The organism is Micromonospora cathayae (assembly GCF_028993575.1).
GTDB lineage: Bacteria > Actinomycetota > Actinomycetes > Mycobacteriales > Micromonosporaceae > Micromonospora > Micromonospora cathayae.
Genome location: NZ_CP118615.1, coordinates 1870619 through 1893130 on the forward strand (window position 1 = coordinate 1870619; position 22512 = coordinate 1893130).

At 73.2% G+C, this 22512-nt stretch carries 20 protein-coding genes and 1 pseudogene; 18 read left to right on the plus strand and 3 right to left on the minus strand.

Annotation, left to right across the window (positions count from 1 at the left end):
• Positions 1-53 precede the first annotated feature (53 nt).
• The 7 genes and pseudogenes from pdxH to PVK37_RS08770 all read left to right on the plus strand — a co-directional run bounded on the left by pdxH (position 54) and on the right by PVK37_RS08770 (position 6276).
• Complete coding sequence (pdxH, locus tag PVK37_RS08740) at positions 54-683, plus strand: pyridoxamine 5'-phosphate oxidase (protein WP_275035039.1); 630 nt, start codon at positions 54-56, stop codon at positions 681-683.
• Positions 680-1975, plus strand: coding sequence for an MFS transporter (locus tag PVK37_RS08745; RefSeq protein WP_275033293.1), 1296 nt, complete (start codon positions 680-682; stop codon positions 1973-1975). Before pdxH ends, PVK37_RS08745 begins: the two co-directional genes overlap by 4 nt.
• 45 nt (positions 1976-2020) lie before the next feature.
• Complete coding sequence (locus PVK37_RS08750) at positions 2021-2950, plus strand: aldose 1-epimerase family protein (protein ID WP_275033294.1); 930 nt, start codon at positions 2021-2023, stop codon at positions 2948-2950.
• Between the two features lie 13 nt (positions 2951-2963).
• Positions 2964-3560 (plus strand): annotated as a pseudogene (locus PVK37_RS08755) (nitroreductase family protein); the annotation flags it as partial.
• A 286-nt stretch (positions 3561-3846) separates the two neighbouring features.
• Positions 3847-4152, plus strand: a complete 306-nt coding sequence (locus tag PVK37_RS08760; protein ID WP_275033295.1) for a type II toxin-antitoxin system VapB family antitoxin — start codon at positions 3847-3849, stop codon at positions 4150-4152.
• Positions 4153-4184: 32 nt separating this feature from the next.
• Positions 4185-5351: an acyl-CoA dehydrogenase family protein gene (locus PVK37_RS08765; protein ID WP_275033296.1), complete on the plus strand. Its 1167-nt coding sequence runs from the start codon at positions 4185-4187 to the stop codon at positions 5349-5351.
• A gap of 136 nt (positions 5352-5487) precedes the next feature.
• Entirely contained in the window at positions 5488-6276 is a 789-nt protein-coding gene (locus PVK37_RS08770) for a DUF4230 domain-containing protein (RefSeq protein ID WP_275033297.1), read from the plus strand.
• Positions 6277-6351: 75 nt separating this feature from the next.
• Here PVK37_RS08770 and PVK37_RS08775 read toward each other — a convergent pair whose 3' ends face one another.
• Positions 6352-6555 (minus strand): PspC domain-containing protein, encoded by a 204-nt coding sequence (locus PVK37_RS08775; RefSeq protein ID WP_275033298.1) that lies wholly within the window; start codon positions 6553-6555, stop codon positions 6352-6354.
• A 274-nt stretch (positions 6556-6829) separates the two neighbouring features.
• On the opposite strand from PVK37_RS08775, the gene PVK37_RS08780 reads away from it, so the two are divergent.
• The 9 genes from PVK37_RS08780 to PVK37_RS08820 all read left to right on the plus strand — a co-directional run bounded on the left by PVK37_RS08780 (position 6830) and on the right by PVK37_RS08820 (position 19410).
• Positions 6830-8200, plus strand: coding sequence for an L-serine ammonia-lyase (locus PVK37_RS08780; RefSeq protein WP_275033299.1), 1371 nt, complete (start codon positions 6830-6832; stop codon positions 8198-8200).
• A 92-nt stretch (positions 8201-8292) separates the two neighbouring features.
• On the plus strand, positions 8293-9120 hold the full coding sequence (locus tag PVK37_RS08785) for an ABC transporter permease (RefSeq protein WP_275033300.1): 828 nt from the start codon (positions 8293-8295) through the stop codon (positions 9118-9120).
• A gap of 17 nt (positions 9121-9137) precedes the next feature.
• Positions 9138-9872, plus strand: coding sequence for an ABC transporter ATP-binding protein (locus tag PVK37_RS08790; RefSeq protein WP_275035041.1), 735 nt, complete (start codon positions 9138-9140; stop codon positions 9870-9872).
• Positions 9873-9988: 116 nt separating this feature from the next.
• Complete coding sequence (locus tag PVK37_RS08795) at positions 9989-11947, plus strand: DUF5941 domain-containing protein (RefSeq protein ID WP_275035043.1); 1959 nt, start codon at positions 9989-9991, stop codon at positions 11945-11947.
• A gap of 69 nt (positions 11948-12016) precedes the next feature.
• Positions 12017-14266, plus strand: a complete 2250-nt coding sequence (locus tag PVK37_RS08800) for a bifunctional glycosyltransferase/CDP-glycerol:glycerophosphate glycerophosphotransferase (RefSeq protein WP_275033301.1) — start codon at positions 12017-12019, stop codon at positions 14264-14266.
• Positions 14267-14420: 154 nt separating this feature from the next.
• A complete protein-coding gene (locus PVK37_RS08805) occupies positions 14421-15725 on the plus strand; it encodes an ABC transporter ATP-binding protein (protein WP_275035045.1) in 1305 nt (434 codons plus the stop codon).
• 54 nt (positions 15726-15779) lie between these two features.
• Complete coding sequence (locus PVK37_RS08810; protein ID WP_275033302.1) at positions 15780-16247, plus strand: DUF4442 domain-containing protein; 468 nt, start codon at positions 15780-15782, stop codon at positions 16245-16247.
• 41 nt (positions 16248-16288) lie between these two features.
• Positions 16289-17041, plus strand: coding sequence for a beta-phosphoglucomutase family hydrolase (locus PVK37_RS08815; protein ID WP_275033303.1), 753 nt, complete (start codon positions 16289-16291; stop codon positions 17039-17041).
• Positions 17038-19410, plus strand: a complete 2373-nt coding sequence (locus PVK37_RS08820) for a glycoside hydrolase family 65 protein (RefSeq protein ID WP_275033304.1) — start codon at positions 17038-17040, stop codon at positions 19408-19410. The genes PVK37_RS08815 and PVK37_RS08820 overlap by 4 nt, the downstream gene beginning before the upstream one ends.
• A gap of 241 nt (positions 19411-19651) precedes the next feature.
• Here PVK37_RS08820 and PVK37_RS08825 read toward each other — a convergent pair whose 3' ends face one another.
• Entirely contained in the window at positions 19652-19837 is a 186-nt protein-coding gene (locus tag PVK37_RS08825; protein ID WP_275033305.1) for a hypothetical protein, read from the minus strand.
• 343 nt (positions 19838-20180) lie between these two features.
• Between PVK37_RS08825 and PVK37_RS08830 the strand changes: the two genes are divergently transcribed.
• A complete protein-coding gene (locus tag PVK37_RS08830) occupies positions 20181-20819 on the plus strand; it encodes a dienelactone hydrolase family protein (protein WP_275035047.1) in 639 nt (212 codons plus the stop codon).
• A gap of 90 nt (positions 20820-20909) precedes the next feature.
• Here the strand turns inward: PVK37_RS08830 and PVK37_RS08835 are convergent, their stop codons facing one another.
• Positions 20910-22103 carry an AI-2E family transporter gene (locus PVK37_RS08835; protein WP_275033307.1) on the minus strand — a complete coding sequence of 398 codons (1194 nt, stop codon included), beginning with the start codon at positions 22101-22103 and terminating at the stop codon, positions 20910-20912.
• Positions 22104-22263: 160 nt separating this feature from the next.
• Here PVK37_RS08835 and PVK37_RS08840 point away from each other — a divergent pair, with 160 nt between their 5' ends.
• Positions 22264-22434, plus strand: coding sequence for an antitoxin (locus PVK37_RS08840; protein WP_423791064.1), 171 nt, complete (start codon positions 22264-22266; stop codon positions 22432-22434).
• Positions 22435-22512: the final 78 nt, after the last annotated feature.

Here is a 22512-nt window from a genome sequence, read left to right on the forward strand (position 1 = left end):
CGGCAGCCGACGAGGAGGGGAACGTGACGGGAGACACAGTGGTCCCGGCCGCGATGCGCAGCGAGTATGCCGAGGAGAAAGGGCTTTCCTCGGCGGATCTGGCGGCCGACTGGACCGCCCAGTTCGACCGCTGGTTCGCCGACGCCGTCGCGTACCCGCTGCCCGAACCGAACGCGATGGTGCTCGGCACCGCCGACGCCGACGGCCGGCCGAGCGGCCGGATCGTGCTGCTCAAGGGGTACGACCCGGACGGCTTCGTGTTCTTCACCAACCACACCTCCCGCAAGGGCCGCCAACTCCAGGCAAACCCGTACGCGAGCCTGGTCTTCCCGTGGTTTCCCATGCAGCGCCAGGTGAATGTCACCGGGCGGGTGGTGCCGGTGGACCGGGCCGAGACCGAGGCGTACTTCGCGAGCCGGCCGCGCGGCTCCCAGCTCGGCGCGTGGGCCAGCCCGCAGTCGCAGGTCATCCCGGACCGGGCGACGCTGGAGGAGAACCAGCGGGCGGTAGCGGAACGCTTCGCCGACGTCGACCCGATCCCCGCCCCGCCGCACTGGGGTGGGCTGCGGGTCCTGCCCGACACGGTGGAGTTCTGGCAGGGGCGGGCCAGCCGGCTGCACGACCGGCTCCGGTACCGCCGCACCGACGAGGGCCCCTGGGTCGTCGAGCGGCTCGCGCCGTGACGAAGCTGGACCCGGCCCGGTCGCGTACCCCACGCCGCTGGGCGATCGACCTGCGTCCGCTGCGGGTGCCGGCGTACCGGCGGCTCTGGACCGGCAACAGCGTGGCGATGTTCGGCTTTCAATTTACGGCGGTAGCCGTCCCGGTGGAGATGTTCGCCCTGACCCGCGACTCGTTCTGGGTGGGCCTGATCGGGGTGGCCGCGTTCGGACCGTTGCTGGTCTTCGGGCTGTGGGGCGGGGTGATCGCGGACGCCCGGGACCGCCGTTCGGTGCTGCTGGCCGGCTCGCTGCTGCTCTGGGCGTCCACCCTCGGGCTGCTGGTGCAGGCGCTGCTCGGGGCGCGCAGCCCGGTGCTCCTGCTGGCCCTGGTCGCGGTGCAGTCGGTCGCGTTCGCGGTCACCTCGCCGGCGCGCAGCGCGATGCTGCCCCGGCTGGTCCCGCTGGACCTGGTGCCGTCGGCCAGCACGCTGAACTTCACCACCAACACCGCCGCCACGGTGGCCGGGCCGATGGTCGCCGGGCTGATCTTCGGTATCTGGGGCACCGACACCGGCCTGCCGATCGCGTACGCGGCGGACGCCGTCCTGCTCACCGCGCTGATCTGGGCCGCGCGCGGGCTGCCCGCCCTGCCGCCGGAACCGGACCCGGACGGCGCGCCCCGCCGACGGGGGCTGGCCAGCGTGGTCGACGGGTTCCGGTACCTCGCCACCACCCCGGTGCTGCTGCTGTCGTTCGGCATCGACCTGATCGCCATGATCCTCGCCATGCCCCGGGCGCTGTTCCCGGAGATCGCCGAGGAACGCTTCGGTGGCGGGGCGGCGGTCGGCTGGCTGTTCAGCGCCATCGCGGTCGGCTCGCTGCTGGGCGGGCTGACCTCGGGGTGGATCGGCCGGCTCCGGCGGCAGGGGCTGGCCCTGGTGGTCGCGGTGGTCGGCTGGGGGCTGGCGATCGCGGCGGCCGGGCTCGCCGGCCACCTCTGGCTGGCCGTCCTGCTGCTCGCCGTGGCCGGCGCGGCCGACCTGGTCAGCGCGGTGCTGCGGCAGTCGATGCTGCTGGTGTACGCCCCGGACCGGATGCGCGGCCGGCTCCAGGGGGTGAACACGGTGGTGGTCGCCGGTGGCCCGCGCCTGGGTGACCTGCGGGCCGGGACGATGGCGGCCGGGCTGGGCAGCGGGGTCGCCTGGGTCGGTGGTGGCCTGGCGGCGGCGGTGCTGGCGGTGCTGCTCGCGGTCAGCTTCCCGGCCCTCATCCGGTACCGCCGGCCGGCCGTCCCGCCCGGCGACCGGCCGTGAGGGGAGTCCGGCGGGAACCGGGACGGAGGCACTAGGGTCGCCGGAATGGAGACCACCCAGCCGCGTTCGCCCTCCGGGGCACAGTGGACGATTGCCGCCGCCGGTCACGAGGCCGTCATCGTGGAGGTGGGGGGTGGTCTGCGGACGTACCGCCACGACGGCGTCGACTACCTCGACGGCTACGCCGCCGACGAGATCTGCCCCGGCGGCACCGGGCAGGTGCTCGCCCCCTGGCCGAACCGGATCCGCGACGGCGAGTACTCGTTCGGCGGCCGGTCGTACGCGCTGCCGCTGACCGAACCGGCCCGGCACGTCGCCCTGCACGGCCTGGTCAACTGGGTGCCGTGGCGGCTGGTCGAGCAGGCCGACGACGCCGTCACCGTCGAGTACGAGATGCCGCCGATCCCGGCGTACCCGTGGGCGCTGCGGCTGTGGACCCGGTGGAGCGTCGGGGCGGACGGGCTGCGCGCCGAGCACGAGGTGGTGAACGAGTCGGCCGGGGAGGCCCCGTTCGGCTTCTCCGTCCACCCGTACCTGCAACTCCCCGGCGTGCCCGTCGATGACCTGGTCATGCGGGTGCCGGGCCGGACCCGGCTGGTGGTCGACGGCCGGCTGCTGCCGATCGGCGCGACCCCGGTGGCCGGTACGAAGTACGACTGGACCACGCCGCGCCCGATCGGGGACGCGGTGCTGGACAACACCTTCGGCGGGGTGATCCGGGACGCCGACGGCGGCTCGGCGGTCACCCTGACCGCGCCGGACGACTCGGCCGGGGTGCGGCTCTGGGCGGACCCCGGGTTCGGCTGGTGGCAGGTCTTCACCGGGGACGCGCTGACCGGTGAACGGCACCGCCGTTCGGTGGCGGTCGAGCCGATGACCTGCCCGCCGGACGCGTTCCGCTCCGGCCGGGACCTGATCACCCTGGCCCCGGGCGAGACCTGGCGGGGCACCTGGGGCATCCGGCCGGGCGTCTGAGCGGGGGACAGGCATGGAGTTCAGGGAGGTCGTCCGGCGGCGGCGGATGGTGCGTAACTACGACCCGGACCGACCGGTACCCCCCGAGGTGGTCGACCGGCTGCTGGACCACGCGGTCCGCGCCCCGTCGGCCGGGTTCAGCCAGGGCTGGGGCTTCCTGGTGCTGGACGACCCGGCCGACCGGGACCGGTTCTGGGCGGCGACCACCCCGGACCGGGGCGGCCGGAACCGCTGGCTGGACGGGATGCGGCGGGCCCCGCTGATCGTGGTGCCGCACGCCAACCGCTCGGCCTACCTGGACCGGTACGCCGAGCCGGACAAGGGCTGGACGGACCGCGACGAGGCCCGCTGGCCGGTGCCGTACTGGCACGTCGACACCGGGTTCGCGGCGTTGCTGATGCTGCTCACGGTGGTGGACGAGGGGCTCGGGGCGTGCTTCTTCGGGATCCCGCCGGAGCGTACGGACGCGTTCCGGGCGGCGTTCGACGTGCCGGCGGAGTTCACCCCGGTCGGCGCGCTCACCATCGGTTACCGGGCTCCCGACCTGCGGTCGCCGTCGCTGAAGCGGGGCCGCCGGCCGGTGGACGAGGTGGTGCACCGCGGCCGGTGGGGCCGCCCGGACGCGGACCCCGCCGCCGTTGACGCCGGCCCCGGGCCGGGCAGTGCCGCCGCCGGGCCGGGCAGTGATGCCGCCCGGCCGGGCGGTGGTGCCGCCGCCGGTCCGGATACCGCCGTGGCGGCCGAGTAGCGAAACTGACATGAGGGAGCAAAATGCGAAGTGACGTGGGCCGCTAGGCTGACAAGGTCATCGAATACCGCTGGGTCGCGGTGTCACGCCGCGGCCCTCGGCTGGCGGGTGCCGGCCGGCTCGGCGCAGGGGAGGGGAGCGTGCCGTCGTGATCTTCAGAGCGGTCCGGGACGGGCGTCCCTATCCGGAGCACAACCTCACGCTCAAGCAGTGGGCCGAGATCCCGCCGCGTCCGCTCCGTCTCGACCAGCTCATCACCACCAAGCGGGAGTTGGCGCTGGACAAGCTCCTCGCCGAGGACTCCACCTTCTACGGGGACCTCTTCCCGCACGTGGTGCAGTGGAACGGCGGGCTCTACCTGGAGGACGGGCTGCACCGGGCGCTGCGCGCCGCCCTCCAGCAGCGCAACCAGATCCACGCCCGGGTACTGGTGCTCGCCGGCCAGCCGGACTGAGCGCAGACTGAGGAGTCGTTAAGGTGAGCGACATGAGCGCGCCCACCATCGACCTGCTCGACCTGGACTCCTCGCTCGACGAGGAGGAACGGCAGATCCGCGCCGTCGTGCGCCGGGTGGTCGACGACCGGGTCCGCCCGTACGTCGCCGAGTGGTACGAGCGGGGCGAGACACCGGTCCGCGAGCTGGCCCGCGAGTTCGGCCGGCTCGGCCTGCTCGGCATGCACCTGACCGGGTACGGCTGCGCCGGCTCCTCGGCCGTGGCGTACGGCCTGGCCTGCCTGGAACTGGAGGCCGGCGACTCGGGGGTGCGGTCCCTGGTCTCGGTGCAGGGCTCGCTGGCCATGTACGCGATCTGGCGGTACGGCAGCGAGGAACAGAAGCGGCGCTGGCTGCCCGGCATGGCGGCCGGTGAGCTGATCGGCTGTTTCGGGCTGACCGAGCCGGACCACGGCTCCGACCCGGCGTCGATGACCACCCGGGCCCGCCGCGACGGCGACGACTGGCTGCTGCACGGCGGCAAGATGTGGATCACCAACGCGCCGGTCGCCGACGTCGGGGTGATCTGGGCGCGTACCGCCGACGGGGTGCGCGGGTTCGCCGTACCGATGGACACCCCGGGGGTGACCACCCGCGAGATCCGCCGGAAGATGTCGCTGCGCGCGTCCGTCACCGGGGAGATCGCCCTCGACGACGTGCGGCTGCCGGCGGACGCCCTGCTGCCGGAGGCGGCCGGGCTGCGGGCCCCGCTGAGCTGCCTCACCGAGGCCCGGCACGGCATCGTCTGGGGCTCCCTCGGCGCGGCCCGCGACTGCCTGGAGACCACCCTGACGTACGCGGGCACCCGCACCCAGTTCGGCCGCCCGCTCGCCGGTTTCCAGCTCACCCAGGCCAAGCTCGCCGACATGGCGGTGGAGTGGCAGAAGGGCTTCCTGCTCGCCCTGCACCTGGGCCGGCTGGCCGATGCCGGGAAGCTCCGCCCGGAGCAGGTCAGCGTCGGCAAGCTGAACAACGTCCGGGAGGCCCTCGCCATCGCCCGGCAGTGCCGGACGATCCTCGGCGCGAACGGCGTCTCCGGGGAGTACCCGGTGATGCGGCACGGCGACAACCTGGAGAGCGTGCTGACGTACGAGGGCACCTCGGAGATCCACCAGTTGGTGATCGGCCAGAAGCTGACCGGGATCTCCGCGTTCACCTGAGCCGGCAGTGGTCCCGGCTCCGTGCCGGGGCACGCCTGACGTTCCGGACGTGAGTCCGGCTCGACGGGCGCGTGTCGTACCGGGGCCGTACCGTCATCGTCAGGCAGTGATGTGACGACTGAGGACGGTGAGGGCGATGTCTCGCAACGGCGATGTCAACCAGCCCACGCGTGAGTTCCCGGGGCTTCCGGCCGGCTCGACCCCGGCCGACCAGTCAGCGGGCCGCAGCGACCAGCCGCCGGGCCGTACCGACCAGCCCGACCGGCCCGACCGGACCGGTCGTGGTGGTCCGGCGCGCGGGCTGCTGCTGGTGCTCGGTGCCGCCGCGCTGGTCGTGGTGGTGCTGCTCGGCACCCAGGTGGCCGGTCTCTGGCCGAGCTGGCGCAACCCGTTCGCCGAGGAGACCACCGACCGCAGCCAGCCGCCGCTGCTCAAGTCGATCCAGGACCTCAGCCGCTACGTGGCCGCCGAGGGCAACTTCCAGGTGGTGGTGGATCTCCAGACCGACCGCAAGTACGTGCCGGACTTCCTCCTCGACGAGCGCACCCTCTTCGTCGGGGCGGGCACCGTCGAGGCGTACGTCGACTTCTCGAAGATCTCCGAGGGGGCGGTGAAGCCGTCCGCCGACGGTAAGTCGGTCGAGATCACCCTGCCCGCGCCGCAGCTCGGCGAGACCAACCTGGACATCGAGTCCAGCTACGTCTTCGCCGAGAAGCGCGGCCTGCTCAACCGGCTCGGTGACGTCTTCGCCGACGACCCCAACCGGCAGCGGGAGGTCTACCGTCTCGCCGAGGAGAAGATCACCGCCGCGGCCCGGGACAGCGGCCTGGGCGACCGGGCCCAGGCGAACACCCGAAAGATGCTGGAGGGGCTGCTCCGCTCGCTCGGCTACCAGACGGTGACGATCACCTACACCGCGCCCTGACCGGTCGGGTCCTCGTAACGGCGGGACGCCCGCCCCGGACGTGGCCGGGGCGGGCGTCGTCGTGGGGTGGGCGGGTCAGTAGCGGACGGCGTACCGGTCCTCGTTGGGCATCAGGATCCAGAGCACCAGGTAGACGATCACCTGGGTACCGGGCAGCAGCAGGGACAGCAGGAACAGCAGCCGGACGAAACCGGGGGACCGGCCGAACCGCTGCGCCAGGCCGGCGCAGACGCCGGCGAGCATGCGCCCCTGACGGGGCCGGACCAGTTTGCCACTCATCGTCGTGTACTCCCACTCTGCGGCGCTTTGGCCGCCTCTGTTATCCACGGTAGGTCGGTCGTGCCACCTCGCCCTCGGTCGGAAGTCGGATCGACCACCGCCGTACCCGTAGGTGCTTACCCGGGCCGGCCGTGACCGACGCGTCCCCTGACCAGCACAGGTAGGCTCGCCCCGACGCCCGCCCACACCCCCGGGGGCGGGCGACCACTCCGCCCACCCTCCCGGGCGGCGACCACTGCGCCCACCGGCCGGGGGCGGGCGAGGAAGTGCGGACATGATCAGCGTTTTCGATCTCTTCAGCGTGGGCATCGGGCCGTCCAGCTCGCACACGGTCGGGCCGATGCGCGCCGCGCGTACCTTCGTCGGCGGGCTCAAGGCCGACGGGCTGCTCGCCGCCACCGCGCAGGTACGCGCCGAACTGTTCGGCTCGCTCGGCGCGACCGGGCACGGGCACGGCAGCGACCGGGCGGTGCTGCTCGGCCTGGCCGGCGAGGCCCCGGAGACGGTCGACACCGACGGCGTCGGACCCCGGGTCGCCCGGATCCGGGCCGACCGTCGGCTCTCCCTGCTCGACACGCACGAGATCGACTTCGACCCGGACCGGGACCTGGTGCTGCACCGGCGTCGCTCGCTGCCGTACCACCCGAACGGGATGACCTTCGCCGCGTACGACGCCGACGGCACCGAACTGCGGACCCGCACCTACTACTCGGTCGGCGGCGGGTTCGTGGTGGACGAGGCGGCGGCCGGCGCGGACCGGATCAAGCCGGACGACACCCCGGTCCGGTACCCGTTCTCCACCGGCGTCGAACTGCTGGAGGTGACCACCGCCACCGGGCTGTCGATCAGCGAGGTGATGCTCGCCAACGAGCTGTCCTGGCGGAGCGAGGCGGAGGTCCGGGCCGGGCTGCTGGACATCTGGCGGGTGATGCGGGAGTGCGTCGAGCAGGGCTGCGCCCGGGACGGCGTACTGCCGGGCGGGCTGAAGGTGCGGCGGCGCGCGGCCGAACTGCGGCGCGCGCTGGAGGCGGACACCGGCAGCACCGACCCGCTGCGGGTGATGGACTGGGTGACCCTGTTCGCTCTGGCGGTCAACGAGGAGAACGCGGCCGGCGGCCGGGTGGTCACCGCCCCGACCAACGGGGCCGCCGGGATCATCCCGGCCGTGCTGCACTACTACACCCGGTTCGTGCCGGACGCCGACGAGGCGGGCGTGGTCCGGTTCCTGCTGGCGGCCGGCGCGATCGGTGTGCTGTTCAAGGAGAACGCGTCGATCTCCGGCGCGGAGGTCGGCTGCCAGGGCGAGGTCGGCTCGGCGTGTTCGATGGCGGCGGCCGGGCTGGCCGAGGCGCTCGGCGGCACCCCGGCCCAGGTGGAGAACGCCGCCGAGATCGGCATGGAGCACAACCTGGGGCTGACCTGTGACCCGGTCGGGGGTCTGGTGCAGATCCCCTGCATCGAACGGAACGCGGTGGCTAGCATCAAGGCGATCACGGCCGCCCGGCTCGCGCTGCGCGGCGACGGCGTGCACGCGGTCTCCCTGGACAAGGTGATCAAGACGATGCGGGAGACCGGCGCCGACATGAAGGTCAAGTACAAGGAGACGGCACGCGGGGGGCTCGCGGTCAACGTGATCGAGTGCTGAGTCCGGGCCACTGAGCACCGGAACCGGCGGCTCGCGCCGGGCCACCCGCGGGACGGCCCCGGCGGTGGGCCGGGCCGGGTCGGGAGGCGACGGTGGCGACCGGAGTCGCGGCCCTGTGGTCGCACCGTAACGCGCTGCGCATCCTGGTCCGGCGGGACCTGGCGGTCAAGTACCAGCAGTCGGTGCTGGGCTACCTCTGGTCGCTGATCGAACCGCTCGGCATGGGCGCGATCTACTGGTTCGTCTTCGGGGTGCTCTACGCCCGGGACACCGACCGGCACCTCGGCGAGGCGGCCGGGTCGTACCCGCTGTTCCTGATCTCCGGGATCTTCGCCTGGCAGTGGGCCAGCTCGGCGATCAGCGAGGCGAGCGGCGCGCTGACCGGCCAGGCCCGGCTGATCACCGTACTGAACGTGCCCCGGGAGATCTTCCCGGTCGGTCGGGTCGCCGGCCGCTTCGCCGAGTACCTCGCCGGGCTGCCCATCCTGGTCGGCGTCGCGGCGTTCTACGCGGTACGCGGACGGATCGAACCGGGGATCTCGCTGCTCGCCCTGCCGCTGGCCCTGCTGGTGCAGGGGGTGCTGCTGGTCGGGGTGGCGTTGCTGCTCTCCGCGCTGAACGTGCTGATGCGCGACGTCGAGCGGCTGCTGCGGCTGGCCATCCGGGTGTTCTTCTACGCCACGCCGATCATCTACCCGTTGAGCCTGGTACAGGACTCCGCGATCCCCGGCTGGGCGAAGACCCTCTACCTGCTGAACCCGCTGGTCGGCATCATGCAGCTGCACCACGCCGCCTGGTACCCGGACGAGTTCCCGGACACCCGGCTGCTGGTCACCACGGTCGCCGGCAGCCTGCTGGTGTGCGTGGTCGGCTGGGTGACGTTCCACCGCCTCGAACCCGCCGTACTCAAGGAGCTGTGAGCCGTGCCGTGGCGACGATGATCGAGGCCGACCGGCTGGGTATCCGGTTCGTCCGGAACCGGCGGCGTCAGCTCCGCCTCCGTGAGCTGGTCATCCACCGGGGTGACCGGCGTGCCGCCGACGGCCGCTTCTGGCCGCTGCGGGACGTGTCGTTCACCGTCTCGGCCGGGGAACGGGTCGGCGTGATCGGGCGCAACGGCAGCGGCAAGAGCACCCTGCTCCGGCTGATCGCCGGGGTGCTGATCCCGGACGAGGGCCGGGTCCGGGTGCACGGCGACGTGGCCCCGCTGCTGGAACTGAGCGCCGGGTTCACCAACGACCTGACCGGACGGGAGAACCTGCATCTGGTCGGTGGGCTGCACGGGCTGTCACCGGATTACCTCCGACGGCACTTCGATGACATCATCTCCTTCGCTGGCGAGCAGGTCGAGCGGGCCGTCGACACCCCGGTACGGCACTACTCCTCCGGGATGAAGATCCGGCTCGGCTTCGCGATCATCTCCCGGCTGCCGCACCCGGTCCTGCTGATGGACGAGGTGACGGCGGTCGGGGACGCGGAGTTCCGTGCGAAGTGCTACGCCACCATCGACCGACTGCTCGCGGAGGGGCGCACCTTGGTGCTGGTGTCACACAACGAGAAGGACCTGACCCGGTTCTGCCGTCGGGGTCTCTACCTGGACGGTGGCCGGTTGGCCGTGGACGGGACGCTGGCCGAGGCGCTCGACGCGTACCAGCGGTCGGTCACCCGGTGAGCGGTCGGTCCGCCTCGCCGCCCGGGGCGTTGGCGATCGTGCTCGCCGCCGGGGATCCGGTGCCGACGCTGCCCGTCGGAGCGGCGGGCACACCGGCCGCCGGTCCCGCGCCGGCGCTGCCCGGTGAGACCGTCGGCCACCTCGTCGAGCAGTGGCGGCGGGCCGGGGTGACCGAGGTGCGGGTCGCCGCCGACCTGACCGAGCTGGCCGCGCTGGCCGAGCGGGCCACCGGGCCGGTGCTGCTCTGCGGGCCGGACCTGGTGGCCCACACGACCGTGCTGAAGCACCTGGCGACCAACCCGATGGCCGGCACGGTCGCGCTGGTGCTGGCCGACCCGCCGGCGGCCGGGCACGCGGCGGTACGGGAGGAACGCGGCCAGGTGGTCGCCGTCGCCCCGGCCGGCGACCTGCCCGACGCCACCGGCAGCTTCGGCGGGGCGCTGCGGGTCGCCGCCGCCGACGTGCCCGCCCTGGTCGCCGCCGCCCGCACCGCCGCCACGCCGGTCCGTACCGGGCCCGGCGCGCCACCGGTGGCCGGCGCGCCACGACCGGGCAGCGCGTCCGCGCCGGCTGCCGTGCCGTCCGGGCTGGCCGACACGGCGACGACGACGGTGGCGGGGGGCGGGGTGGACCGGCTGGTCACCGCGCTCACCGCCACCGGCACGCTGCTCTTCGCCCAGCGGGTACGCCTGCTCGTCGCGCACCGGGTCGTCGACCCGGCCGGGCTGGCGGCGGCGCGCGCCGAGCTGGCCGGAGTGGACGAGGACGCCGCCGAGCTGCGGCTGTCGGTGAAGGAACGGGACGACTTCTTCACCACGTACTTCGTCTCCACCTGGTCGCCGTACGTCACGAAGGCGTGCGCCCGGCTGGGCCTGACGCCGACCGGGGTCACCATGATCTCGGTGCTGTTCGCGGCGGTCGCGGCGGTGCTGTTCGGCGTCGGCGGACGGCCGGCGCTGGTCACCGGCGGCATCCTGCTCTACCTCGGTTTCATGCTGGACTGCGTGGACGGGCAGTTGGCCCGGTACACCCGGAACTTCAGCCCGTGGGGCGGCTGGCTGGACACCATGGCCGACCGGGCCAAGGAGTACCTGGTCTACGCCGGTCTCGGGTTCGGGGTGACCCACGCCGGGCTGGGCAACGGCTGGGCGTTGGCGATCGCCGCGATGACGTTGCAGACCGTCCGGCACCTCACCGACGCCTGGTACGGCGTCCTGCACGACGAGGCGGCCCGCCGGCCGAAGGCGGCCACCCCCGGCGGGGGCATCGGCGACAAGCTCAACGCCGCGTCCAACCGGGTGCAGGCCGACACCGGCTCGCTGTCGTACTGGCTGAAGCGGACCGTGGTGTTCCCGATCGGGGAGCGGTGGGCGCTGATCGCGATCACCGCCGCGCTGTTCGATCCGCTGGTCAGCCTGGTCGCGGTGCTGGTCTGGGGCACGCTGGCGTTCGGGTACACCGGGGCGCTGCGTACCCTGCGGGCCCGGTTCATGCGGGTGCCGGCGCTCGGTACGGTCGACGCCGGTCTGCACCGGGACGACGGCGTGCTGCTGCGCCGCCTCGGTGGCCGGGTGCCGGCGCAGCTGCCGCTGGCCGTGCTGGCCGCCCTTGGCGCGTTCGCGCTGCTCGGCGCGGCGCTGGCCGGCTGGGACGGGGTGCGCTGGGCGGCGCCGGTGGCGCTGCTGGTGCTGCTCGCCGCCGGGCTGGCCGCCCGGGGCCGGGCGGACGGGGCGCTGGACTGGCTGGTGCCGGCCGCGTTGCGGGCCGCCGAGTACGTCTTCGCGATCGCCGTCGGGGTGGCCGGGGAGGTGCCGCTGCCGCTGGTCTTCGGGTACCTGTTCGTGCTGACCCTGCTGCACTACGACCTGGTGGCCCGGCTGGAGAAGCGGCAACCGGCCCCGCCGCTGCACGACGTGACGCTGGGCTGGGAGGGGCGTTCGATCCTGCTGACCGTGGCGCTGATCGCCGGATTTGCCACAGCCGGAATGGCTACACTCGGTACGTACCTTTTCGTGGTTTTCGTGATGAGTGTGGTCGCCGCCTGGGTGCTCGTGCCGGCCCGCGCGACGCGGTAGGCGACGCCGCTCGTCCGGCCTGACCGGGGGCGTCGCCCGAGGGACGGCCAGCGGTGGTGGAGGCCCGGGATGACGTTGGTCAGCTTCGTCGTACCGGTCCACCGGGTGCAGGGCTACCTGGGCGAATGCCTGGACTCGCTGCTCGGGCAGGCGTTCGGTGACGTCGAGGTGATCGCCGTCGACGACTGCTCACCCGACGCCAGCCCGGAGATCCTCACCTCGTACGCCGGCCGCGACCCCCGGGTCCGGGTGGTCCGGCTGACCGGCAACGTCGGTCTCGGTCCGGCCCGCAACGTCGGGCTGGACCGGGCCACCGGCGAGTACGTGTGGTTCGTCGACGGCGACGACTGGCTCGCCCCCGGCTGCCTGCCGGTGATCGCCGAGCGGCTCCGCGCCACCCGGCCGGACGTGCTGCTGGTCGACCACGTCCGGGTGCACTGGGACCACACCGTCACCCGCAGCGCGCTACGCGACCGGTACCCGGAGCCGGTCGGGCCGGAGACCTTCCGGCTGGCCGACCGGCCCGAGGTGGTCGGGCTGCTGCACACCGCCTGGAACAAGCTGGTCCGCCGGGAGTTCCTGGTCGGGCTCGGCCTGCGGTTCGCGCCCGGCTGGTACGAGGACGTGTCGTTCACGTACCCGGTGCTGCTGGCCGCCGAGCGGATCGGTCTGCTCGACCTGGTCTGCGTCAACTACCGGCAGCGCCGGACCGGGGCGATCACCCGCACCCCCGGGGACCGGCACTTCGACGTCTTCGCCCAGTGGGAGCGGGTGTTCCGGTTCCTGACCGAGCACCGGGCGGACGACCTGCACGGGCCGGGTGACCTCAAGCACGGGCCGGACGACCTCGCGCCCGGGGCGGGCGACCTGCACGCCGTCCTGTTCGAGCGGATGATCTGGCACTACCTGACGGTGCTCGGCAACGGGGAGCGGATCGCCCCCGAGCTGCGGGCGGCGTTCTTCGACCGGATCACCGCCGACCACGCCCGGTGGCGGCCACCGGGCGGCTACCGGTGGCCCGACGGCGCGGAGGGACTCAAGCACCGGCTGGTGGCGGCCGGCCGGTGGGGCACCTTCAGCGCGTTGCGCCGGGCCCGGCAGGCCGGCGCGACGGTACGCCGGACCGCGCGGACCACCCGGCGGTGGGGCGGACCGGTGCTGCGCGGCGCGGCCGGGCTGGGCCGGGACACCGTACGGCAGGCCTGGTACCAGGCGGAACTCCGCCGGCCGGTGGATCCGACGCTGGCCCTGTACGCGGCGTACTGGTACCGGGGGTACGCCTGCAACCCGGCGGCGATCCACGCCGCCGCCCGCCGACTGGCCCCGCAGGTCCGGGGCGTCTGGGTGGTGCGCCCGGACCGGGTCGACGCGCTGCCGCCCGGCGTCGAGTACGTGGTGGCCGGCACCCGGGCGTACTTCCGGGCGCTGGCCCGCGCCCGGTGGCTGGTCAACAACGTCAACTTCCCGGACCACCTGCGCAAACGGCCCGGCACCGTGCACGTGCAGACGCACCACGGCACCCCGGTCAAGGTGATGGGGTTGGACCAGCAGCGCTACCCGGCCGGCGCGCCCGGGATGGACTTCGCCGCGCTGCTGCGCCGGATCGACCGCTGGGACTTCAGCATCTCCTCGAACAGCTTCTCCACCCAGATGTGGGAGCGGGCGTACCCGGCGGCGTACACCACCCTGGAGGTCGGGTACCCGCGCAACGACCGGCTGGTCACCGCCACCGCCGACGAGGTCGCCGAGGTGCGTGCCGCGCTCGGGGTGGCCCCGGGCGACCGGGTGGTGCTGTACGCCCCCACCCACCGGGAGCACCTGCCCGGCTACCGGCCCCCGTTCGAGCCGGGCCGGCTGCTCGATGCGCTGGGACCGGGCGGGCGGCTGCTGGTACGCGGTCACTACTTCCACGACCGGGAGCCGGCCGGCGTCGGCTGGCCGGTCGACCACCCCCGGGTGACCGACGTGACCGGCCACGAACCGGTGGAGGACCTGTACCTGGCGGCGGACGTGCTGGTCACCGACTACTCGTCGGCGATGTTCGACTACGCCCTGCTGGACCGTCCGATCGTGCTGTACGTCCCGGACTGGCCGGCGTACCGGCTGACCCGGGGGGTCTACTTCGACGTGACCGCGCAGCCGCCGGGCGCGGTGGCGACCACCTTCGCGGAGCTGCTGGACGTGTTCGGCACCGGGGCGGCCGACTCGGCCGGCGCGGACCGGGACCGGCAGCGTTTCCGGGCCCGGTTCTGCGTCTGGGACGACGGCCGGGCCGCCGAGCGGGTGGTCCGCCGGGTCTTCCTCGACGAATCCGGTTGATCATCGATGACGATGGACGTGAATTCCCCCGGAAGGACGGCCGGCGTAATAAGTCTGTCACGAACAGAACATGGCACGTTTACCCGATGTCCTGAGCCGATGATGCTGGTCACAGTCATTCCGTTGTCGGCCGGCAAGGAGCGGGGAGGTGACGGTGGCCACCGTTGCGTTGAAGGATGTCTCCAAGGTGTTCCCGGACGGGACGCTGGCGGTGGACAACGTCAACCTCGACGTCAACGACGGCGAGTTCATGGTGCTGCTGGGGCCGTCCGGCTGCGGGAAGTCGACCGTGCTGCGCATGGTCGCCGGCCTGGAGGACCCGACCAGCGGCGCGGTGATGCTCGACGGCGAGTACGCCAACGACCTGCCACCGCGCGACCGGGGCATCGCCATGGTGTTCCAGGACTTCGCGCTCTACCCGCACATGACCGTCGGCGACAACATCGGTTTCCCGCTGAAGCTGGCCGGGGTGGAACCGTCCCCCCGGGACGAGCGGGTGGCGAACGTGGCGAGCGCCCTGGGCATCGGGGACGTGTTGGGCCGCCGGCCCAGCCAACTCTCCGGCGGGCAGCGGCAGCGGGTCGCGATGGGCCGGGCCATCGTCCGTCGGCCCGGCCTGTTCCTGATGGACGAGCCGCTGTCCAACCTGGACAGCGGCCTCCGCGCCGAGCTGCGCGCGGAGATCTCCGCGCTCACCCGTGAGCTGGGCGTCACCACCATCTACGTCACCCACGACCAGGCCGAGGCGCTGACCATGGCCGACCGGGTCGCCATCATGCGCAAGGGTGTGCTCCAGGACGTCGGCACCCCCACCCAGGTGTACGGGCGTCCGGCCACCCTCTACGTCGCCGCGTTCCTGGGCAGCCCCCGGATGAACCTGCTGGAGGCGTCGGTCTACGTCCACCTCGACCGGTACGTCGCGCTCAACCTCGGTGAGCAGTCGCTCTACCTGCCCTGGGACGACATCCGCAGCCGGTCGGTGGCGCACTACCACGGTGAACGGATCGTGGTCGGGATGCGTGCCGAGGCGCTGACCCCGGTGCCCCCGGACGCGCCGGGCGACGTCCTCCAGGGGCGGATCCGCTACCTGGAGCACCACGGTCACGAGTCGCTCGCCTTCCTGGACGTGGGGGCGACCGCCGTGGTGGTGGACGAGATGAGCGGCCCGGTCGGCGGCCCGGGGGCGGGCGCGCGCAGCCTGCGCCGGGGGCTCGGGCAGGTGGTGCAGCGGCTCACCGGCCGGGCGGCCGAGCAGGTGGAGTCGGCGACCGGTGGTGGCAGCCGGACGAGTGTGCTCGGTGACCCGGGCCGGCACCACCGTCGTCCGGCGGAGCTGGCGGTCCGGCTGGCCCCGTACCCGGCGGTCTCGTCGGGCCAGCAGCTCGCGGTCTCGGTACGGATGGACGCCGTGCACTTCTTCGACGAGCGCGGCGACCGGATCGACGTGGGCTGGCGCTGACCGGCCGGGGTGGCGTCCTTGCCCCAGAAACCTACCGGACAGTAACGTCTGGGTATGTCCATCGACTCGCGCCAGGTGGCCGCCGGTCTGCTCGCGGCGGTCCCGTTCGTCCGTACCCTCGATCTCGAGGTCGTCGAGGTCGCGCCGGAAGCCGACGGCGGGATCCGGGCGGTGCTGCGGCTGCCCGACACCCCGGCCACCCACAACCACGTCGGCGGCCCGCACGCCGGGGCGATGTTCGCCCTCGGCGAGAGCGCCTCCGGCGCGGTGGTGCTGGCCGCCTTCGGGCATTTGCTGGACCGGGCCACCCCGCTGGCCGTCAGCGCCGACATCAGGTACCGCAAGCTGGCGATGGGGCCGGTCACCGCCACCGCCCGGCTCGGTCGCCCGGCCGCCGAGGTGACCGCCGAACTGGAGTCCGGCCAGCGTCCCGAGTTCCCGGTACCCATCGAGATCGCCACCGCCGACGGGACCGTCACCACCACGATGACCGTGCTCTGGACCCTGCGCCCCAACAGCTGAATCGGCGTTTGCCGGGCGGCCCGGCTGGTTAGATTCATGGGGTGCTGGGCCTACCTGATCATGTGACCGCCTGTCTCTTCGATCTGGACGGCGTGCTGACGCAGACCGCCCGGGTGCACAACGCCGCGTGGACCGAGACCTTCGACGCGTTCCTCCGGAACCGGTCCACCGCGACCGGCGAGCCGTACCGCCCCTTCGACCCCGGTGACGACTACAACCGGTACGTCGACGGCCGCCCCCGGGCCGACGGGGTACGCGCCTTTCTCGCCTCGCGCGGCATCGCCCTGCCCGAGGGCGAGCCGGACGACCCGCCCGGCGCGGAGACCGTGCACGGCCTCGGCAACCGCAAGAACGTCGTGCTGCTGGAACGGCTGCGCAGCGGCGGGGTGGAGGTCTACCCCGGTTCGGTGGCGTACCTGGAGGCGGCCACCGCCGCCGGGCTGCGCCGCGCCGTCGTCTCGGCCAGCGCCAACTGCCGCCAGGTGGTCGCCGCGGCCGGGCTGGAACACCTGCTCGAAGCCCGGGTGGACGGCCTGGTCGCCCGGGCCGAGGGACTGCGCGGCAAACCGCACCCGGACACCTTCCTTGCCGGGGCCCGGCTGCTCGGCGTGGTGCCCGCCCAGACGGTGGTCTTCGAGGACGCGCTGGCCGGGGTGGCCGCCGGCCGGGCCGGCGGATTCGGGTACGTGGTCGGCGTCGACCGGGTCGGGCAGGCCGACGAACTGCGCGCCCAGGGCGCCGACGTGGTGGTCGCCGACCTCGGTGACCTGCTGAGCGGGGAGCTGGGCGGGTGATCAGGGAACGCACCTTCCCGGTCGAGCCGTGGCACGTCCGGGAGGTGCAGCTCGACCTGGACGTACTGGCCCAGTCGGAGTCGGTGTTCGCGCTCTCCAACGGTCACATCGGGCTGCGCGGCAACCTCGACGAGGGCGAACCGCACGGCCTCCCCGGCACCTACCTCAACTCGTTCTACGAGCTGCGCCCCCTGCCGTACGCGGAGGCCGGCTTCGGGTTCCCCGAGTCCGGGCAGACCGTCGTCAACGTCACCAACGGCAAACTGATCCGGCTGATGATCGACGACGAGCCGCTCGACGTCCGGTACGGCGAACTCCTCGACCACGAACGGGTCCTCGACCTGCGGGCCGGGACGCTGTACCGGACGCTGCACTGGCGTTCCCCGGCCGGCCGGGAGGTGAAGGTGCACAGCACCCGGCTGGTCTCCTTCCGGCAGCGCTCGGTCGCCGCGATCCACTACGAGGTCGAGGCGGTGAACGGGCCGATCCGCCTGATCCTCCAGTCGGAACTGGTCGCCAACGAGAGCCTGCCGGCGCAGAGCCGGGACCCCCGGGTCGCCGCGGTGCTCGAGTCACCCCTGCTCGCCGAGGAACACCTCACCCGGGACACCGGCGGTCTGCTGATCCACCGGACGAAGGTCAGCGGCCTGCGGCTGGCCGCCGCGATGGACCACGAGGTACGCGGCCCGGCGCACACCACCACCGAAACCGAGGGGTACGACGACTGGGTACGCACCACCGTCGGCTGCGTCCTGGAACCGGGCCAGAAACTCCAGGTGGTCAAGCTGCTCACCTACAGCTGGTCGAGCCGGCGGTCCCTGCCGGCGCTGCGCGACCAGGTCGGGGCGGCCCTCGCGGCGGCCAAGCTGGACGGTTGGGACGGTCTGCGCCGCGAGCAGCGGGAGTACCTCGACGAGTTCTGGGAGGCCGCCGACGTCCGGGTCGAGGGCGACCCGGAGGTGCAGCAGGCGGTGCGTTTCGGACTGTTCCACGTGCTCCAGGCCGGGGCGCGGGCCGAACGCCGGCCGATCGCCGCGAAGGGCCTGACCGGCCCCGGCTACGACGGGCACGCCTTCTGGGACACCGAGATGTTCGTGCTGCCGGTGCTCACCTACACCCAGCCGAGCGCGGTCCGGGACGCGCTGTACTGGCGGCACTCCACCCTGGCGCAGGCCCGGGAACGGGCCCGGACGCTCAACCTGGCCGGCGCGGCCTTCCCCTGGCGCACCATCGAGGGGCCGGAGTCGTCGGCGTACTGGCCGGCCGGCACGGCCGCCTTCCACATCGCCGCCGACGTGGCCGACGCGTTGCGCCGGTACGTCCTGGTCACCGGGGACACCGACCTGGAGCAGGCGATCGGGCTGGAACTGCTGGTCGAGACGGCCCGACTGTGGCGCTCGCTGGGGCACCACGACCGGCACGGCGCGTTCCACATCGACGGGGTGACCGGGCCGGACGAGTACACCGCGGTCAAGAACGACAACATCTACACCAACCTGATGGCCCAACGGAACCTGCTCACCGCCGCCGACGTGGCGATGCGCCACCGCGACCAGGCGATCCGGCTCGGGGTGACCGAGGAGGAGGCGGCGGCCTGGCGGGACGCGGCCAACGCCATGCACATCCCGTACGACGACGAGATCCTGGTGCACGAGCAGGTCGAGGGCTTCACCCGGCTGGAGGAATGGGACTTCGAGCACACCCCGCCGGACAAGTACCCGCTGCTGCTGCACTACCCGTACTTCGACCTGTACCGCAAACAGGTGGTCAAGCAGGCGGACCTGGTGCTGGCGATGCACTGGCGGGGCGACGCGTTCAGCCCGGTCGACAAGGCGCGCAACTTCGACTACTACGAGCGGCGTACCGTCCGGGACTCGTCCCTGTCGGCCTGCACGCAGGCGGTGCTGGCGGCCGAGGTGGGCCATCCCGAGCTGGCGCACAGCTACCTGCGCGAGGCCGCGCTGATGGACCTGCACGACCTGAACGAGAACACCCGCGACGGCGTGCACATGGCCTCCCTGGCCGGCGCGTGGATCGCCCTGGTGGCCGGTTTCGGTGGCCTGCGCGACCATGACGGCACGCTGGCCTTCTGCCCGAGACTGTCCAGCCGGCTCAGCCGCCTGGAGTTCTCCGTCCAGTGGCGGGGCCTGCGGCTGAGGGTGGACATCCGGGCGCACCAGACGACGTACTCGCTGCGGCACGGCGGGCCGGACGCCGTCCTGGAACTGCTGCACCACGGCGAACCGGTCCGGGTGACCTGCGCCCAGCCGGTCACCATGCCGGTGCCGCCGCCGCACCCGTCCGGCCCGGCCCCGCAACAGCCCCCGGGCCGGGCCCCGCTCCGCCAGGCCGACAAGATCCGCGAGTGAACCGCCCGGCCGGACCTCCGGGCACCTGAGCGTGCCGCCCGGCCGTGCGACTCCTGAGCGCGCCGGCCCGGCCGTGCGACTCCTGAGCGGCCCGGCCCGGCCGTGCGACTCCTGAGCGGCCCGGCCCGGCCGTGCGACTCCTGAGCGCGCCGGCCCGGCCGTCCGACTCCTGAGCGCGCCGGCCGGCCGGTCATCCGGTCGGGTCGTGCGTCGGGGCGGCGTCCGGGCGCGTCGGGGGTGCTCAGCGCCTCCGTTCGCGGGTACCGGTGGTGGAGGGCCGGCCGGCGGCGTCGTGCGGGGCCATCGCGCGGGGGTCGTCGGCGGTACGGGCCTGGGCCGCCTCGTCCGCCCAGTCCCGCCCGCGCTCCTCGTCCTCGCGTCGGCCCTGCTCGTCGCGCCGCTTGCGGGCCTGCTCCTGCTGCGCCATGTCGATCCTCCCCCGTGGCCGGCGGGCCGGTCGCGCCGCCGCTGACCGCGCCTACCCCTCACCCCCACCACCAAACCCACCCCCCGGTCCTGTTGATCATGAAGTTGTTGACACGACACGCCGGTGCGCCGGACAACAACTTCATGGTCAACGCAACAACTTCATGATCAACGTGGGCGACGGACGGCAGGTAGGCGGCGCGGAGGAGGGCCGGCCCCGGCCCACCGGGTGTCGGCCACAGGTGGGACTGTGGCCGACCGGGGCGGGTATCCGGGGACGGAGAGCCGGCGGCCGGCCGGCGGAGCCCGACGGAGGTCGGACCGTGACCACGGACGTACGCGCCATGCCGGCGACCATTCCGGTCGCCGACGTCGAACTCCTCGCGGACCTGCTCGTACCGGTCGAACCGGTCGGTGTCGTGCTGTTCGCGCACGGCAGTGGCTCGTCCCGGCACAGCCCGCGCAACGTGGCGGTGGCGCACACGCTCAACGACCGGGCGCTCGCCACCGTCCTGGTGGACCTGCTGACCCCCGAGGAGGAGCGGGTGGACGAGCGGACCGCCGAACTCCGGTTCGACATCGGTCTGCTCGCCGGGCGGCTGGCCGGCATCGTCGATTGGCTCGCCACCGACCCCACCCTGGGCGGGCTGCCCGTCGGGCTGTTCGGGGCCAGCACCGGCGCGGCCGGGGCGCTGGTGGCGGCGGCGGCCCGCCCGGAACGGGTCCGGGCGGTGGTCTCCCGGGGTGGCCGCCCGGATCTGGCCGGCGAGGCCCTGGCCCGGGTACGCGCGCCGAGCCTGCTGCTGGTCGGTGGCCGGGACGAGCAGGTGATCGGGTTGAACGAGTCCGCCATGACCTCCCTCGACGGGGTGGCCGAGCTGCGGGTGGTGCCCGGCGCGACGCACCTGTTCGAGGAGCCCGGCACCCTGGAGCAGGTGGCCGACGAGGCCGGTACCTGGTTCACCACCCACCTCCGACGCTGAAGCCGGGCCGGGTACGGCGTGGCCAGGCGGGCGGCGGTGAGGGGGACAGGCGGGCGTCGGCGTGGTCAGGCTGGCGTCGGTGAGGCGTGGTCAGGCGGGCGTCGGTGGGCCGGCGGGCGGTGGCGTGGTGGTGGGCGGTGGGGTGGTGGGCGGCGGCAGGTCCGCCCTGCGGTGCCGCTGGATGGTGTCGACCACGCGGTACGCGACGGCGGTGACCGGCACCGACACGAAGGCGCCCGCGATCCCGGCGATCAGCGTGCCGGCGGTCACCGCCACCAGGATCACCGCCGGGTGCAGCCGTACCTGACGCTTCATGATCAGCGGTTCCAGCAGGTTGCCCTCGGCCTGCTGCACGGCGATCACCGCCGCGAGGACCAACAGGGCGGTGCCGGGACCGTTCGCGGCGAGCGCCACCAGTACGGCGACGGCACCCGCGACGGTGGCCCCGATGATCGGGACGAACGCGCCGAGGAAGGTGATCAGCGCCAACGGGAACGCCAACGGCACGCCGAGCAGGACCAGGGCCAGCCCGATGCCGACGGCGTCGATCGCGGCGATCATCATGGTGCCCCGGCTGTACGCGCCGAGCGTGTGCCAGCCGGCCCGGCCCGCCTCGGCGGCGACCGTCCGGTTGCGCTCGGAGACCCGGCCGACCACCCACCGCCACATCGGCCGACCGTCCTTCAGCAGGAAGAACAGCAGTACCAGCGAGAGCAGGACCGCGCCGGCCACCTCGGCGGCGGCCCGCGCGCCGGAGACCGGGTCCGGTGAGCTGCCGCTCATCCCGCTCTGCGCCTGCTTGACCAGCCGATCGAGCTGGGCGTCGCTGACCGGCAGGGTGGACGTGACGAAGTCCCGGGTCCGTTCGACGCCCTGGTCGAGTTCGCTGGTGAGTTCGCTGAACTGGCCGGCGGTCAGGCTCCACACCAGCGCGACCGCACCGAAGATCACCCCGAGCAGGAGCAGCACGGTGAGCAGCGCCGCCAGCGCACCCGGCAGCCGTAGCCGGCGCAGCAGCCGGGTGACCGGATCGAGCAGCGCGGTGAGGAAGAAGGTGGCGGCCAGGGCGATCGCCAGCGGGGCCAGCAGCACCGCGATCCGGCCGATCAGGTAGAGCGCCGCGACGACCAGCACCAGGCAGGCGCTCCACATCACCACCGACCGCACCAGCCAGGGCAGCCGGTCCCAGGTGCCCCGCAGCCCGTCCCGCCCGGTCGGCCCGTCGGGCACGCGTACCGCCCCGGTCGGCCGGTCGGGCGTCCGTAAGCCGTCGTCGTCGATCACGTCGGTCCTCCTCGATGTGTTCGCTGCTCCCGGTACCCGCCGGTCGGCCGGTCGACACTCCGCCGACGGGTCCCCGATCGGTGGGTTGTTTGTGCGGTGCGGGCCAGGGAAGGCAGCAGGAACCGACCCGAGGTGGAAGGAGAACCCCGTGAGCGACTTCATGGACAAGGCCAAGGACTTCGCCGGCCAGCACGACAAGCAGGTGGACCAGGGCCTGGAGAAGGCCGGTGAGCAGGTGGACCAGCGCACCGGCGGGAAGCACGACAAGCAGATCGACCAGGGTGTGGACCAGGCCCAGCGGCGTACCGGTGAGGGCGACCAGGTGCGCTGAGCCCTCGTTCGGCATCCCGGGCACTGGTCAGGATCGACCACTCTCGCTACTATCCGCAATCAGGGCATGACTCGATGT

Bases quoted from the DNA above. Each gene is read 5' to 3' on its own strand.
- pdxH (WP_275035039.1), top strand. From the start codon at position 54: ATGCGCAGCGAGTATGCCGAGGAGAAAGGGCTTTCCTCGGCGGATCTG.
- PVK37_RS08750 (WP_275033294.1), top strand. From the start codon at position 2,021: ATGGAGACCACCCAGCCGCGTTCGCCCTCCGGGGCACAGTGGACGATT.
- PVK37_RS08765 (WP_275033296.1), top strand. From the start codon at position 4,185: ATGAGCGCGCCCACCATCGACCTGCTCGACCTGGACTCCTCGCTCGAC.
- PVK37_RS08770 (WP_275033297.1), top strand. From the start codon at position 5,488: ATGTCTCGCAACGGCGATGTCAACCAGCCCACGCGTGAGTTCCCGGGG.
- PVK37_RS08775 (WP_275033298.1), bottom strand. From the start codon at position 6,555: ATGAGTGGCAAACTGGTCCGGCCCCGTCAGGGGCGCATGCTCGCCGGC.
- PVK37_RS08780 (WP_275033299.1), top strand. From the start codon at position 6,830: ATGATCAGCGTTTTCGATCTCTTCAGCGTGGGCATCGGGCCGTCCAGC.
- PVK37_RS08790 (WP_275035041.1), top strand. From the start codon at position 9,138: ATGATCGAGGCCGACCGGCTGGGTATCCGGTTCGTCCGGAACCGGCGG.
- PVK37_RS08800 (WP_275033301.1), top strand. From the start codon at position 12,017: ATGACGTTGGTCAGCTTCGTCGTACCGGTCCACCGGGTGCAGGGCTAC.
- PVK37_RS08810 (WP_275033302.1), top strand. From the start codon at position 15,780: ATGTCCATCGACTCGCGCCAGGTGGCCGCCGGTCTGCTCGCGGCGGTC.
- PVK37_RS08825 (WP_275033305.1), bottom strand. From the start codon at position 19,837: ATGGCGCAGCAGGAGCAGGCCCGCAAGCGGCGCGACGAGCAGGGCCGA.
- PVK37_RS08830 (WP_275035047.1), top strand. From the start codon at position 20,181: ATGCCGGCGACCATTCCGGTCGCCGACGTCGAACTCCTCGCGGACCTG.
- PVK37_RS08840 (WP_423791064.1), top strand. From the start codon at position 22,264: ATGGACAAGGCCAAGGACTTCGCCGGCCAGCACGACAAGCAGGTGGAC.